The following is a 13,816-nucleotide window of genomic DNA, read 5'->3' as shown; positions in this document are numbered from 1 at the left end:
GCAATGCGGGCTGTTAAGGAGCAGCTGTTACTCCTTAATTTCCTCAATCTTAAATTCCCGCTTCAAACCACCAAACGAGGTTTCAATACCAAACCACTTATCAAAGATCTGATCGAATTTACCGGAGGTTTCGAGGTCTGTCAGAACCTTATTTACATGCTCCTTAAAAGCATCCTCACCTTTACGAATACCAAGGCCCCATGGTTCAGCAAACAATGCGGGTTCAAGGATAGTAACCTCTACCCCACCATCCTTTTTAGCTGCGTCGCGAAGTTTGATATGGGCCATTTCAGATGAAACCATGCCGCTTACCTTGCCCTGCTGAACTGCAAGAAATGCGCTCGCACCATCCTTAAAGGTTAGGACATTCACATCTTTGATGTGCTCGCGTGCGCCGCGTTCCGAACTTGAGCCACGCACAGCACTGACGCGCTTGCCCGCTAATTCGTCAGAGGATTTCAAATCGGAATCCGTGCGGACAAGGATCTTCTGCATGCTGACAAAATGCTGGTCAGAATAATCAATCTGTTGCGCGCGTTCTGGGTTCCAGCCAAGATTGGCAGCAACGACATCTACGCGTCCGGCGACCAGTTCAGGGATACGGGCTTCAACAGAGATCAGCTTGAGTTCAAGCGGAACGCCAAGGCTGTCAGCTATCTCCTTACAAATATCGACTTCATATCCAACGACCTCACGGGTCGTGGCGTCCTGAAAACTAAATGGCTCGGACGTACCAAGCGTACCGCAGATAAAATTGCCGCGATCCTTGACGTCTTTCAGAATATCAGCGCCAGCCGATGTTACAGAAGAGATCCCCGCAAAAATCACACTGCCCGCCAAAAGCATAGATTTCAGATATGTCATACCGTTCCCCTTTTTATTGAATTGTTAGGTCAGAACTTCCGCAACTCAGCGGAATACAGATCATTAAGAACCTATCACGAAGCCCTTTTCACGCAGCTTTCCTTCAAGATTGCTCACCTCGATAACAGATTTTCCAGCCTTATAAGCTTCGATGTAACCAGCCTCGTTGTCTTCGCGGATCCGAGAAAGTTCGATGACGTCTTTAACCTCAGAGCGGCGGACAACGACGACGCCATCGGCATCGCCGACAACGACGTCACCCGGATTAATAGTCTCTCCCCCGATGATGATCGGTTGATTTATTGCGCCCAGTGTCTCCTTCACTGTGCCTTTGATTGACACACTGAGAGAAAAAACAGGAAACCCAAGCTGCCGAAGCTGCGCCGTATCACGCACACCCGTATCGGTAATAAGACCACCTAATTTTGCGGCCATACAAGCGTTAGCCAGAACGTCGCCAAACGAACCTGCTTCTTCATATTCGCCAGCAGACACAACAATGACATCGCCTGGGGAAGCGTAGGAGATAGCTACCTGAAGCATGATATTGTCACGCGGAGCGCAGACGACCGTAAATGCCGGTCCGCACAGTTTCATACCCGCATCAACTGGCTTTATTCGCGATGACAAGGCCCCTCGCCTTCCCTGCGCTTCATGAATAGTTGCCGGAGAGTAGACACTAAGTGCTGAAATCAAATCCTTATTTGGGCGATCTGTCAGTTTGTTCAAATGGATCATTATTCCTCCATAGAAGCAGTTTTCTGCTTTTCGTGTTCATTGAACAAATGAGTATATTGCGCCTTCAGATCAATCAAATATATAATGCTAATATGATTCATAGAATATTTTTATACTTCTAAATCAAACACGATAATGCTGGATATTCAGGTGCTCGAACGCACATTTAATTCCCTCTCATCGCGGAGTTAGCATGATCCTTAGTGTTATTCGTATGCGCTATTTCGTAAGCATTGTGGAGCACGGTTCGCTGACAAAGGCCTCTGCAGAGCTTGGAATTGCGCAACCGGCTCTCAGCCATCACATTCGCCTTCTCGAAGACGAACTGAATGTAAAGTTGATGACGCGTACCGCTCGTGGAATGGTGCTGACTGAAGCAGGTGAGACGCTGCTCGTTCACTGTCAAAGCATACTGCACGCAATACAGCGCGCAGAACACGCAACACGCGAAAAAGCTTTTGTGCCTTCTGGAGATGTTATTCTTGGGCTTGTCAGTTCGATAGCGCCTATTCTATCGGCCCCTCTGATCAAGATGTGCCGAGAAAAATTTCCACGTCTGCGCCTTATTTTACGTGAAGGCGATAGCCAGACACTCAAAAATGGACTGGAAACCAGTAATTATGACATTGTTGTCAATCTCTCTGATGTAGCGGGCGTTAACGCCCCATTTGCTTTTAAAGAAGGCTTGTACGCTTTGGGACCAAGGGGATACTTCAAAGGAAGAAAGCCAAGCATTACACTTCAGGAACTTGCGAACCTACCGTTGATCATGCCATCAAGAAAACATGCAATCCGCGTTCTCATGGAACGCGAAGCTGAAAAAGCGGGCTTAAATCTCAATGTCGCCTTTGAAATTGAAGGGGCTGGCAGTATTAAATCGGCTGTTCGCGAAGGTTTAGGAATGACAGTCATGGGGTGGAGCCTTACCGCATCAGAGAATGGCCCCCGAAGCTTTTCTAGCGCTCTCATTTCAAGCCCTGTTCTTTATAGAAAGTTCGTCATACTCACCGCACAGCGGAGTCAGACGAGTAATGCAGTTGTTGCTGTTCAAAATCAACTTACGCAATTAGTGAGCGATATAAGCGTGAATGGTCATTGGAGTTTGGATTAACGCTGACTGCCGCTCATATGCAAAATTAAATTATTATGTAAAAAATTTTCTACACAACCGGCCTTTCGTCGCCCCAGCATAATGAAATCTCTTACACAAGAATAAACAATATGAGTGCCAGTCAAAAGTTCTGGCTCTAACTCAAATCCGTTGGACAACCTTTCCATCTGTAATGAAAACGAGCTTGCGAAAGGGTTGTGTCGCAAATTTTTGAGTGGGGTATAAGCGGCCTTACTCTGGACACAGTTATGCAGCGAGCTCCGCAAACACCTCGAATGGCGACCGATTGTCGTTGGCGAATTGCTTCTTACGGATCATATGAGCAACTTCGATGCCAGCGATTGTAGCAGACGCTGAATGAAAGGCTTTGAAGCCTAACATGTGTTTGGTGATCCGCTTGATGAAGCGATGATCCTGTTCAAGGATGTTGTTGAGATATTTAACCTGCAGGATTTCCATCATCGTGCCCGTGCTCGTGATTTTCAGGATCGTGTTTACAGCCTGTGCACCAGCCAGGTTCGCTACACTTTTATCAATGACCACCTTGTGCGGAACACCATTGCTTGCGATGGCTTTCTTAAAGAAGCGCCTTGCTGCACCGATATTTCGGTGCTCTGAGAGCATAAATTCCAAAGTTTGACCGTCATGATCAACGGCTCTGTACAGATAGGTCCATTTCCCTTTGACCTTTATATATGTCTCGTCGACCCGCCAGGAGCCTGACGTTGGCTGCTTACGCTTCTGTGCCTGACCCGCAATCTGCGGGGCGTATCGAACAACCCACCGGTTCAATGTTGCATGATCAATATCTACCCCACGTTCAGCCATAATCTCCTGAAGGTCGCGATAGGAAACCGGAAAGCGAACATAGAAGAAGACCGCATAAAGGATGACACTTTTGGGAAAATGAGACCCTTTGAAAGTGATCGTCATTACTCTTTACCTCCCGCAATGACACGCTGTGATCATGACAGGACGCAGAAACAGTAAAAATTTTGCGACATAACCTCACGCAGTTCCCGCATTCCAGAAGCGTTTCACATTCATCAACGTCCTGATTTTATTGGCAATCGTCTGCAATTTGGAAATTGGGAGGGTGATTTAATTATCTTTGAACGTGACCTTGGAGAAGTCAACGTAACGGTGCCCGCACACGATCCAGCGATTTGCTGATTACGTCCAACGCGTTTTATGAATCAATTGGCCACAACCGATTCATTTCTGTTATGTTAGGCGTGCCCCTCTTCCGCAAAGCTGTCATCGCGATGCTTGATGAGATGCAGTCTATTATTGCGCTCTTTCTTTCGCAACTTTGTACACATCACCTTTATCTCGCTTACCAACCGCGATAACCAAAACCGTAACTCTCTCGTCATCCACTCTATAAACCAAGCGATATCCAAGCTGGCGAAGCTTAATTTTGTAGTGATCTTTCATGCCATGAAGGACTGCACTTGGCATGCGCGGAGAGATAAGGCGTTCACGAAGCTTTTTCTTGAACTGTTCCTTGATGCTGGATCCAAGCTTGTCCCACTCCTTGCGTGCCGATGGTATGATCTCAAGCTCAAAGGTCATCGAGATTTACCGGTTCGCCTTTTTCCGTTACGCGCCGCATAACAATTTCTGAAAGGTGCAAGTCGTCTAATCTCTCGAGCATTTCCTCGTAAATTTCTGCCGGGACCATATAAGCCATGATCCGGTTATGGTTTAAGACAGCTACAGTCTCGCCTTGTGCCTGCTCCATCACAGCCGAGGGGCTTTTTTTGAGGTCCGATACGCTTACAGCGACGTTCGCTTCCACACGCTGCATAATTAACTCCAGTGAAATAAATGACACCATTTTTAGTACAATATTCGATACGTAAATAATTTGCAATTATCAAAATATGGTGTTGTCATGTTAACAGGGCGGCAGTTACCTGTCTGACGGGTTGGGCGTAGATTTTGGGGCACCGTTACGTTAAATTCATTGTAATGTGAGCGAGCGATTATTCGCAATGCAACAGCTTGGTTCTTCACTTTACAACCGTCATCGTTTTCCCGCTGAAATTATCGCGGAAGCTGTGTGGTTGTATTTCCGTTTCCCGTTGAGCTTTCGCATGGTCGAGGACATACTGGCTTATCGTGGTGTCATCGTTACCCACAAGACAGTGCGCGAATGGGCTGAGAAGTTTGGGCGACAATATGCCAATAGCATCCGTCGCCGTACATCACGTCTTGGCGACAAATGGCACCTAGACGAATGCGTGATATTAATCAAAGGTGAGAAGCACATTCTCTGGCGTGCGGTTGATCAGGATGGGTTTATACTGGAAGCCTTGGTGCAAAAACGCCGAGATACCAAGGCTGCCAAACGCTTTATCCGTAAGCTCTTATCTGGACAGGGCTGTTCGCCTCGCGTCATGATCACCGACAAGCTTGGGTCTTATGGTGCAGCAAATCGTGCGATTGGCGTAAGCGTTTGCGACCATCGTCAGCACAAGGGTTTAAACAATCGGGGCGAGAATTCGCATCAGCCTGTCCGGCGACGAGAGCGCATCATGAAGCGCTTCAAGTCCGCTCGACATTTACAAAAGTTCGCTTCCATTCACGACCCCATTTACAACCTGCATGACTTCCCAAGAAACAAATACAGTTCTGCCGTTCACCGGGAATTACGCAAAGCCGCAACCAGCATGTGGCGTGAAATCGCCTGCCTGTAGTTCAGCTCAAAATGCCATTCGCCATTCAAACACGCCCGTGCTCTCGTTAAGGTTACAGTGCCTTACAGACTTCTCAATTGAGCGGAGAATTCGCACAAAAAATGCGTCAAAGAATGAGTGACCTCGGCACTCTCGTTAAAGTAACACTGCCCTTTGATCGAACAGATAGCGATGAGAGAGCGGCAAGCTGGCAGCCCCCATTGCCTTTCCGTGAACGCCGACTTTCCCTTCAAGAATTTCAGGTGCTGAAATACCCTGCAGATCCATACGCCTAAGCTCAATTTTCGTTGCCTCTACAATTTTTTGACGGATATCTGTGGGCAACCAACCATCAATAATCGCTGCGGGAAAATCAATCACCGTTGTGGCGGCAACTGCGGCATGTGCCAGTCCACGTGCCGCCAACGCAATCCATTCATCAAGCGATGGTCCAAAGTCTGGCCACTGTTCTGGCGACAACCATAAATCTTCGGACGAGATATTTCGTTCACGCAGCATCCGTTCAAGAACGAACAGCGATGCTGTATCAATGAGCTGGCTCGCTTCACGCTTATCGTCTGCTTCACGCATTCGCATCGGCATAGAACCCAGAGCGCCAGCATTGCCGGTTCTACCAGGATAGAGCGTGTTATTCAGCACAACGCCGCCACCTATAAAGGATCCAATTGAGAAGTAAACGAAATCCGTAAATTCAGGTCCGCGTCCGAAAGTTAGTTCTGCTCCACAGGCGGCTGTGCCGTCGTTTTGCAAAAAGACTGGAAAAGGCAGAGATGAACCGAAATCGTTGATCAGATCGGCATCTAGCCAGGCGTTCATATCGGCGGCGGGTGCGCCCACTTCCTCAACCCAGTTCCAAAGCTCAAAAGGCAGTGCGATCCCCAGACCTGCAATACGGTCGCGTTTGTCTGCATCAAGCGCGGCAGTAAATTCATCGATACTATCGAAAGCAAATGTGCGGATTTTATCGGGAACAGGCCAAGCATAGGTGATGTGGCGTCGTTGGCGTATTTGGCCCAGAAAATCCATCAGGATTATTTCAGCGCTGCGGCGTCCAATCTTAAGGCCGAATGAGAAAACGCCATCTGCGGCAAGTCGCATAGGCATGGACGGTTGTCCGACGCGTCCACGTACGCGTTCACCTTGCGTGATAAGTCCGTCCTTTTCCAGTTCGCGAATAATCACTGAAATTGTTTGCGCGGAGAGGCCGGTTTTCCGAGCGATGTCGACACGCGCCATTGCACCGTGTCGGCGCACTAAGGCAAGCACAAGACGCTCGTTATAAGCGCGGACACCGATCTGATTGGATCCACGATCAATATTTGCGCCTGTTTGCGCAAATTGCGGCAAAGGTGGTCCTGCGGCGGCGAGATCGCCGCGTTGCTCAGATCCACGTTCTGAAGTGTGCCTGACCATATCCTCTCCCAGTGTCCCGGATATTTAACCTGAGTTTGCCTATCTCATTCGAGGCAATGGAAAAAGCGTTCTTTTTAGAACATGTTAAATAAAAACATCAACTTAGCTGATTTCCATGTGCGCGAACAAAAAACACTAAGTGGAATTCCCCCTCGACAGAGTGACACACCAGATTAATAAATCAAGTGGATTTATTAATTGACTCTCTTGCAAAGCCGTGTTTTCCTTTGATCACGCCGGGGGAAGAGGAACCGGTTTCACTCTGGGAGGAGTTTATGAAGAAGACAGTTCTCTCGGCAGCCGTGGCTGCCTTTACGCTTGGTGTGGCCGCTTCTGTTGCTGGCCCAGCCAATGCCGCCGATGTTGGCGCTTGCCTGATTACTAAAACTGACACCAATCCTTTCTTCGTCAAGATGAAGGAGGGCGCGATAGCGAAAGCCAAGGAGCTTGGCGTTAATCTTAAGACATATGCGGGCAAGATCGATGGCGATTCCGAGAGCCAGGTTGCTGCGGTGGAAACCTGTATCGCAGATGGTGCGAAAGGTATTTTGATCACAGCTTCCGATACTAAGGGTATTGTGCCGGCACTGCAAAAAGCCCGCGAAGCTGGTGCTCTGATCATCGCGCTTGATACGCCGCTTGAACCAGCAGATGCTGCAGATGCCACCTTTGCAACAGACAATTTCCTTGCCGGTGAACTGGTTGGCAAATGGGCTGCAGCAACGCTTGGCGATAAAGCCAAGGATGCAAAGGTAGCCTTTCTCAATTTGACCGCGTCGCAGCCAAGCGTTGATGTTTTGCGCGATCAGGGCTTTGCTGTAGGCTTTGGTATTGATCCGAAGGACAAGACCAAGCTTGGTGATGAAGATGATCCGCGTATTGCCGGTCGTGATTTGACGGATGGTAATGAGGAAGGCGGCCGTCGCGCCATGGAAAATCTTCTTCAGAAAGATCCGACCATCAATGTCGTACATACGATCAACGAACCTGCCGCTGCCGGCGCCTATGAGGCGCTTAAAGCGGTAGGTCGAGAAAAAGACGTCCTGATCGTTTCGATCGATGGTGGCTGCCCTGGCGTCAAGAATGTTGAAGCAGGTGTAATTGGTGCGACGTCACAGCAATATCCGTTGCAGATGGCTGCACTTGGCATTGAAGCGATCAAAAAGTTCGCGGATAGCGGAGAAAAGCCTAAACCAACTGAAGGAAAAACCTTCGTTGATACGGGTGTAGCACTGGTCACTGACAAGCCGGTCGAAGGTGTGGAGTCAATCGACACCAAAACGGCTCTCGGTAAATGCTGGGGCTAAAGGCTTCTCGATTGAATGCATCCGGCAGTTTTTGCCGGATGCTCTTGCGCAATTAAGCAGGAGATAGACATGAGTGAGCCTCAGGCGACAAACACCTCCGTAAAACCATCAATGCAAGAATATGAGAAGTCGCTGTCTGAAAGCGTGCGCGATGTCGCATCTTTCGATGCTGGCGATCACTCTGTTCTCTATCGCCTGCGGCATTTCCTGCATCACAATCCAGCAGCTGTGCCATTGATTGTGCTTGTTATTTCCTTGCTTATTTTTGGCATTACGCTTGGCGGAAAATTCTTTTCAGCTTTTGCATTAACGCTCATTCTTCAGCAGGTTGCGATTACAGGTATCATCGCAACGGCACAGACTTTGGTGATCCTGACTGCGGGCATCGATTTGTCTGTTGGTGCGATCATGGTGTTGTCTTCTGTCGTGATGGGGCAATTTACGTTCCGCTATGGTTTGCCAGCTGAACTTTCCATTCTCTTTGGTTTCGCAACAGGCGCGCTTTGCGGCTTTATCAATGGATTTTTGATTGCTTATGTCCGACTGCCGCCCTTCATTGTGACTCTCGGTATGTGGCAAGTCATTCTGGCGACCAATTTCCTTTATTCGTCGAATGAAACCATTCGCGCACAGGAAATCACTGCGCAAGCTCCGATACTGCAATTCTTCGGTGAGAGTATTCGCGTTGGTGGTGCGGTCTTCACCTATGGTGTTATTGCCATGGTTTTGCTGGTTTTGTTGCTGTGGTTTGTTCTCAACCATACGGCTTGGGGACGCCACGTCTATGCCATAGGCGACGATCCGGAAGCGGCGAAACTATCGGGCGTTTCCGTAAAACCAATCCTGATGTCGGTCTATATATTGGCGGGTCTCATCTGCGCACTGGCTGGCTGGGCTATGATCGGACGGCTCGGCTCTGTCTCGCCGACCGCCGGGCAGTTTGCGAATATCGAATCTATCACAGCCGTGGTGATCGGCGGGATTTCGCTTTTCGGTGGACGCGGGTCCATCCTCGGCACGATGTTTGGCGCGCTGATTGTTGGCGTCTTCTCACTCGGCTTACGCCTGTGGGGAACTGATCCGCAATGGACCTATTTGCTGATTGGCGTTCTTATTATCGCTGCCGTTGCTATCGACCAGTGGATTAGAAAGGCTGCCGCATGAAAACCTCCGTTACGCCTGTTCTTTCTGCACGTGGTCTTGTCAAACGCTATGGACGCGTCACCGCTCTTGATCATGCCGATTTTGACCTTTATCCGGGCGAAGTGCTCGCCGTCATCGGTGACAATGGCGCAGGTAAATCGTCGCTTATCAAAGCTTTGTCAGGTGCTGTACGCCCTGACGAGGGCGAGATCATGCTTGACGGAAAACCAATTAATTTTCATTCGCCAATGGAAGCGCGCAAAGCGGGTATCGAGACTGTCTATCAGAACCTTGCTCTTTCTCCGGCACTTTCCATCGCGGATAATTTGTTTCTCGGGCGTGAAATTCGCCGTAAAGGTCCACTTGGCTCATTGCTGCGTATGCTGGATCGTGGCGCAATGGAAAAGATCGCGCGTGAGAAGCTTTCCGAACTTGGTCTGACGACCATTCAAAATATTGGTCAGGCGGTTGAGACACTGTCAGGTGGTCAGCGTCAGGGTGTTGCTGTCGCACGCGCTGCAGCCTTTGGCTCCAAGGTTGTTATTATGGATGAGCCAACCGCAGCGCTTGGTGTGAAGGAATCTCGTCGCGTTCTGGAGCTTATTCAGGATGTGAAAGCGCGTGGCATGCCGATTGTTCTGATTTCACACAACATGCCGCATGTGTTTGAAGTCGCTGATCGCATCCATATTCATCGTCTTGGTCGTAGATTGACGGTGGTGGATCCAAAAGAATATTCGATGTCGGATGCAGTTGCTCTGATGACCGGTGCCATGAAGCCTCGCGCTGAGTCAGAGTGATGTTATGTTTTGAAGATACATTTTCAATAGATATCTATACTCAACTTCCAACGGTTGTGTTTCAGACTTTCCGTCAATGGATGAGGTGATAGTATTCTGGCTCTTGATCAGCTGAGTATTTTGGATGTTCAAGGGTCTCCATTTTGATAAATCTGTCATCCTGCTGTGTGTTCGATGATATCTGGTTTATAATAGGTGCCTTCGCAGTCTGAAGGAAATGATGGCGGAGCGCGGCATTGACGTGTCAAACGAAACAGTTCGTCGTTGGATCGCCAGGTTCGGACCTCAGATCGCACGAAACTTGCGGCCTGTGTCGCCTGAAGATCTACGAGCCGCTGAGATTTCCGGCCAAAGAAACTTAACGTGACAACACCGTGCTTAAGAAACCTATTTTGCCACATCAAGGCCGTCCGTGGAGCGTCCATCCCAGCAGAGCCATTTTGTAACAGCGCCCTATGACGAGTACTCTCCACTCTCGAATGGTGGTGGCATTCAACAGTCAGTGCCGCCTGGCCCAGAATGGCTGATCGTTGAAACGCCGCTCGTTTGCATAGAGCGATTGACCCGTCATCAGCGTGGTGGCCAGTCCATTGAGAAAAGCCGCCTCATAACGCTGTGCAGCGGTCTCGTCGCCGTTGAGCAGGGCAATTGCTGCATCGGCCGCCTGCATGCCGCTCCAAAATGCCGTTACCAGTCCATTGGCAGCCAGTGGATCAAAAGCCGCTGCCGCATCGCCAGCCCGGATGATACGGCCTTCCAGCAGCCTTTCACAAATAACCGTCGAGGCCGCTGCCAGCGACGGCGGCAGATCATCCAGATCGGTGGCAAGGCTGGCCAGCCTCTGCAGCGTCGAAGGTGCATCTGCCAGCAGTGCCTTCCATGGGCGCGCCGTGCGGCCTGCGCCGGAAGGAACCAGATCCGTATCAGTAAAAGCCGCAAGGATGAGACGCTGGCCGGGCATGGGAGCGGAATAGCACCAGCCGGATGGCGTTGCTTCCACCAGAGTGACCGGTGCCATGTCCACGTCATCGGCCACGGGCAAAACCCGCCACAGTGCCACCAGCCGGTCGAGACGGCGGCGGTTAGCCCGGTCTCCACTACTGAGCGCGGCACGACCGCTACAATCGATCAGCACGGTAGCCCGGTGGATTTCACCATTGGCAAGCCGCAAAGTCACGCCCTCCGGCTCGTGCCGGATCGACTGGATGCTGCTGTGGCAGCGCTCAACACTGGCAAGTCCCTTCGCCATCTGCATTTCCAGCCCTGCCCGGTCAATATGGTAACTCGTCCCTTCGCCGGATAGATCGGCTTTGCGCAGTTTATCATCGCCCCATACCGAAAACCGTCCCTCGTTCGCGAGTGCCCGTGACGGCGTAAGCAGCGTATCCCAGCCCAACCGCCGCAGAAGCGGCAGGGCGCGCGGCGACAGGGTCTCGCCACGACTGATAATTTTGCCCGATTGTGCGATAAGCGTGACCGCAACGCCTTGCAGCTGCAACCAGCGCGCAGCGGTCATACCAGCGACCCCGTCACCCGCGACAATGACCGATGCCATCAACCTCGTGCCTGCCTGGTGCTATTTGCCGGCATAAACATCCATGGATCCGCGCTGCACTTCTACATAGAGATTTTCCGGCACGCCCGGCAGTCCGGCCGGACCAGGGCGGCGCACCAATACACCCATGCGCGTCCACAATTCGATCATGCGGCGCAGGCCATCGGTATAACCGGCCTCAACGTGCAGGCCGATGCCGGACGCCCCGCGCGCCCAGGCCACCCGGCTATGATAAAAACGCAGCCGCGCCTCATCACTGAGATCGCTGCGCATCAACTGGCGATAGAAAGCTTCGGGTAGCACATCGACCGGCAACAGGGCTGGCCACCACACCGGGGTGGGGAAACCATCGGCGGTCTGCACTGCCTGACAGCTGAACGCATCGCCCTGCCAGGGCACGCCCATCCAGCGGGTGAGATCGCCGGGAGCCTGCGCACCAATAGGTGCCCCATCGTGCGGCGCCGCAGCATTGCCGGCGAACACATTGACGGGATTGAGCTGCAGGCCAAGATTTTGCACCAGGCCGGGGCGCGACGAAATGGCGATCCGGAATGGCAATGGTGTTTCATTGCGACCAAGATAGAGTTCCGGATGACGGATCGGCCAGGTGATCTCGACCCCCGGATGAAAGGCGCCGCCCGAGCAGGCATCCAACGCGGCGCGGGTCAGTGCCTCCGGCTGCAACTCGATCGGCAAATCGTCAATGCGGAGTACAGCATTGGCCTTCGCATCATCGAGATCATCGTCGAAATTGCCAGCCGCCCAAAGTTCGAGCGTGTGGTACTGGCTATTGGTCAGCGTCAGCCAGGCATGGGCGCTGTCAGGGTAATTGACGCCATCGCCAAGCATTTTGGGCAGAGCATCAGGGCGGCGGTCCTCACCGCCCGGCTTGCGAAACGCAGCAACCACTTTTTCGCGCTCTTGTTGAGCCGCCGGGGTCGCCTGATTAAGCCGGCCCAGCACGCCAAGGTCGGATAGGTCCTCGATGTCGGTCCAGGCAGCCCCCAGGAAGGAGGCTGCTGCCACCCATTGCAGGCTGCCTGTGCGGCGCAGGATCGGATATACATCGCGCCGGAACGACACACGGTCGGCAGGCGGCTCCATCTGGCCGAGCTTTTCCATGGCGCTGCGCGCCGCATCATAGAGCGTTACAATAGGCTCCAGCTGCGGCGCAAATTTCGGTCCGCAACTCACCACCCAGGCCGGGTCGCAATCATGCCGCACACCGTCAATTACTACGCTGGCCTTAACCCAGCCATCACACCAGTCATCATGCCAGCCATCATTATTAGTAAAATCGCGGACCGGGTTTTGTTCGATAGCAGTGCGCGACACACCATCACCCGGAAAGACCAGCAAATTGGCATTATCATCGGTGCGCAAATGGCCGAGCGTAACATCCATGCGCTGCCAGAATCTACCCGCCATACGACAGGTGGCATCATCACCGGCGGTATTGCGGGACGGACCCGCAATTGTCACCACACCAGGATCAATAATCAGCATGCCGGCACGCTGATCCATCGGGACCGGTGCATTGCGCAACGGTTCGGCAATGCCGGGCGCATCACTGTCCCGGTCCAGCGCATTGGAAAATCCATACCAAGCAGCCTTGCTGTTGGCGACATGCACACTCCACTCAATGCCATCAGCGGCTCCAAGCGCGCGAATAACGCGACCTTGATCGTCATAAGCAAAGATGCGGAAGCGCTGGACCTGTTTTTTCAGCCGACCCGCGTCATCTTTAAACCCGCCTTCCGGTTCATCAAGCAAACCGGGCACTTCCGGCGCGGCAAACCATTGCGGCGAATTACCGACCCGCGAAAAGCCGATGGCCGGAAAAATCGCTAACCGGGCAATCCTGGCATTCTGCGGCGCGGCCGGTGCGGCGTGCAGCGGTGAAATGGCGGCCTTCGACAGTAAGGGAGCCGTCACGCCAATGGCGGCGGCTCCGAACAAAAAATCTCGACGTTTCATGGCGGTAATCAAGCCCCGGTTAACTGCAGCGCCCACTCATTTAATGGGGCTTTTGGATGGAATTCACGTAGCCATTCTCAGTTTCTGTGCGGGTGCTATACCGCCCATGCCCATATTGGGCGGTTCTCTTTTAAACGTCCAGATGGGAATTGGAAATGTCGACGCCAATGCTATGATTTGTCATCTTCTCCGTGTCCTATGCTTGC

The 13,816-nt window shown here is 51.7% G+C and carries 13 protein-coding genes and 2 pseudogenes; 7 read left to right on the top strand and 8 right to left on the bottom strand.

Annotation, left to right across the window (positions count from 1 at the left end):
• Window positions 1-27: 27 nt before the first annotated feature.
• Both J2782_RS20345 and J2782_RS20340 read right to left on the bottom strand, forming a co-directional pair.
• The gene (locus tag J2782_RS20345) at window positions 28-864 is read right to left on the bottom strand and encodes an ABC transporter substrate-binding protein (protein WP_310015828.1); all 837 of its coding nucleotides are present in this window, start codon (window positions 862-864) and stop codon (window positions 28-30) included.
• 63 nt (window positions 865-927) lie between these two features.
• Window positions 928-1,602, bottom strand: a complete 675-nt coding sequence (locus J2782_RS20340; protein ID WP_310015826.1) for a 4-carboxy-4-hydroxy-2-oxoadipate aldolase/oxaloacetate decarboxylase — start codon at window positions 1,600-1,602, stop codon at window positions 928-930.
• A 193-nt stretch (window positions 1,603-1,795) separates the two neighbouring features.
• Here J2782_RS20340 and J2782_RS20335 point away from each other — a divergent pair, with 193 nt between their 5' ends.
• Entirely contained in the window at window positions 1,796-2,713 is a 918-nt protein-coding gene (locus tag J2782_RS20335; protein ID WP_310015825.1) for a LysR family transcriptional regulator, read from the top strand.
• Between the two features lie 246 nt (window positions 2,714-2,959).
• Here the strand turns inward: J2782_RS20335 and J2782_RS20330 are convergent, their stop codons facing one another.
• Window positions 2,960-3,646: an IS6 family transposase gene (locus J2782_RS20330; protein WP_310015823.1), complete on the bottom strand. Its 687-nt coding sequence runs from the start codon at window positions 3,644-3,646 to the stop codon at window positions 2,960-2,962.
• Window positions 3,647-3,721: 75 nt separating this feature from the next.
• Between J2782_RS20330 and J2782_RS22980 the strand changes: the two are divergent.
• A pseudogene (locus tag J2782_RS22980) lies at window positions 3,722-3,853 on the top strand (IS30 family transposase); the annotation flags it as partial.
• 147 nt (window positions 3,854-4,000) lie between these two features.
• Here the strand turns inward: J2782_RS22980 and J2782_RS20320 are convergent.
• Window positions 4,001-4,288, bottom strand: a complete 288-nt coding sequence (locus tag J2782_RS20320; protein ID WP_310015821.1) for a type II toxin-antitoxin system RelE family toxin — start codon at window positions 4,286-4,288, stop codon at window positions 4,001-4,003.
• A complete protein-coding gene (locus J2782_RS20315) occupies window positions 4,278-4,523 on the bottom strand; it encodes a type II toxin-antitoxin system Phd/YefM family antitoxin (RefSeq protein WP_310015820.1) in 246 nt (81 codons plus the stop codon). The genes J2782_RS20320 and J2782_RS20315 overlap by 11 nt, the downstream gene beginning before the upstream one ends.
• A 187-nt stretch (window positions 4,524-4,710) precedes the next feature.
• Between J2782_RS20315 and J2782_RS20310 the strand changes: the two genes are divergently transcribed.
• Window positions 4,711-5,415, top strand: coding sequence for an IS6 family transposase (locus tag J2782_RS20310; RefSeq protein WP_310015818.1), 705 nt, complete (start codon window positions 4,711-4,713; stop codon window positions 5,413-5,415).
• 135 nt (window positions 5,416-5,550) lie between these two features.
• On the opposite strand, the gene J2782_RS20305 is transcribed toward J2782_RS20310, so the two are convergent.
• Window positions 5,551-6,828, bottom strand: coding sequence for an ROK family transcriptional regulator (locus tag J2782_RS20305; RefSeq protein WP_310015816.1), 1,278 nt, complete (start codon window positions 6,826-6,828; stop codon window positions 5,551-5,553).
• Between the two features lie 275 nt (window positions 6,829-7,103).
• Here J2782_RS20305 and J2782_RS20300 point away from each other — a divergent pair, with 275 nt between their 5' ends.
• The 4 genes and pseudogenes from J2782_RS20300 to J2782_RS20285 form a co-directional block, all read left to right on the top strand.
• On the top strand, window positions 7,104-8,135 hold the full coding sequence (locus J2782_RS20300; RefSeq protein ID WP_310015814.1) for a substrate-binding domain-containing protein: 1,032 nt from the start codon (window positions 7,104-7,106) through the stop codon (window positions 8,133-8,135).
• Between the two features lie 69 nt (window positions 8,136-8,204).
• On the top strand, window positions 8,205-9,299 hold the full coding sequence (locus J2782_RS20295; RefSeq protein WP_310015812.1) for an ABC transporter permease: 1,095 nt from the start codon (window positions 8,205-8,207) through the stop codon (window positions 9,297-9,299).
• Complete coding sequence (locus J2782_RS20290; RefSeq protein ID WP_310015810.1) at window positions 9,296-10,078, top strand: ATP-binding cassette domain-containing protein; 783 nt, start codon at window positions 9,296-9,298, stop codon at window positions 10,076-10,078. Before J2782_RS20295 ends, J2782_RS20290 begins: the two co-directional genes overlap by 4 nt.
• A gap of 181 nt (window positions 10,079-10,259) precedes the next feature.
• Window positions 10,260-10,370 (top strand): annotated as a pseudogene (locus tag J2782_RS20285) (IS6 family transposase); the annotation flags it as partial.
• 207 nt (window positions 10,371-10,577) lie between these two features.
• Here the strand turns inward: J2782_RS20285 and J2782_RS20280 are convergent.
• Entirely contained in the window at window positions 10,578-11,633 is a 1,056-nt protein-coding gene (locus J2782_RS20280) for an NAD(P)/FAD-dependent oxidoreductase (RefSeq protein WP_310015808.1), read from the bottom strand.
• 21 nt (window positions 11,634-11,654) lie between these two features.
• Window positions 11,655-13,610 carry a CTQ-dependent glycine oxidase GoxA gene (goxA, locus tag J2782_RS20275; RefSeq protein ID WP_310015806.1) on the bottom strand — a complete coding sequence of 652 codons (1,956 nt, stop codon included), beginning with the start codon at window positions 13,608-13,610 and terminating at the stop codon, window positions 11,655-11,657.
• Between the last annotated feature and the right edge of the window lie 206 nt (window positions 13,611-13,816).

This window comes from Brucella pseudogrignonensis (assembly GCF_031454375.1).
Classification (GTDB): Bacteria; Pseudomonadota; Alphaproteobacteria; order Rhizobiales; family Rhizobiaceae; genus Brucella; species Brucella pseudogrignonensis_A.
Note: the sequence above shows the minus strand (reverse complement) of the source record. Positions and strands in the feature narration are given on the sequence as shown.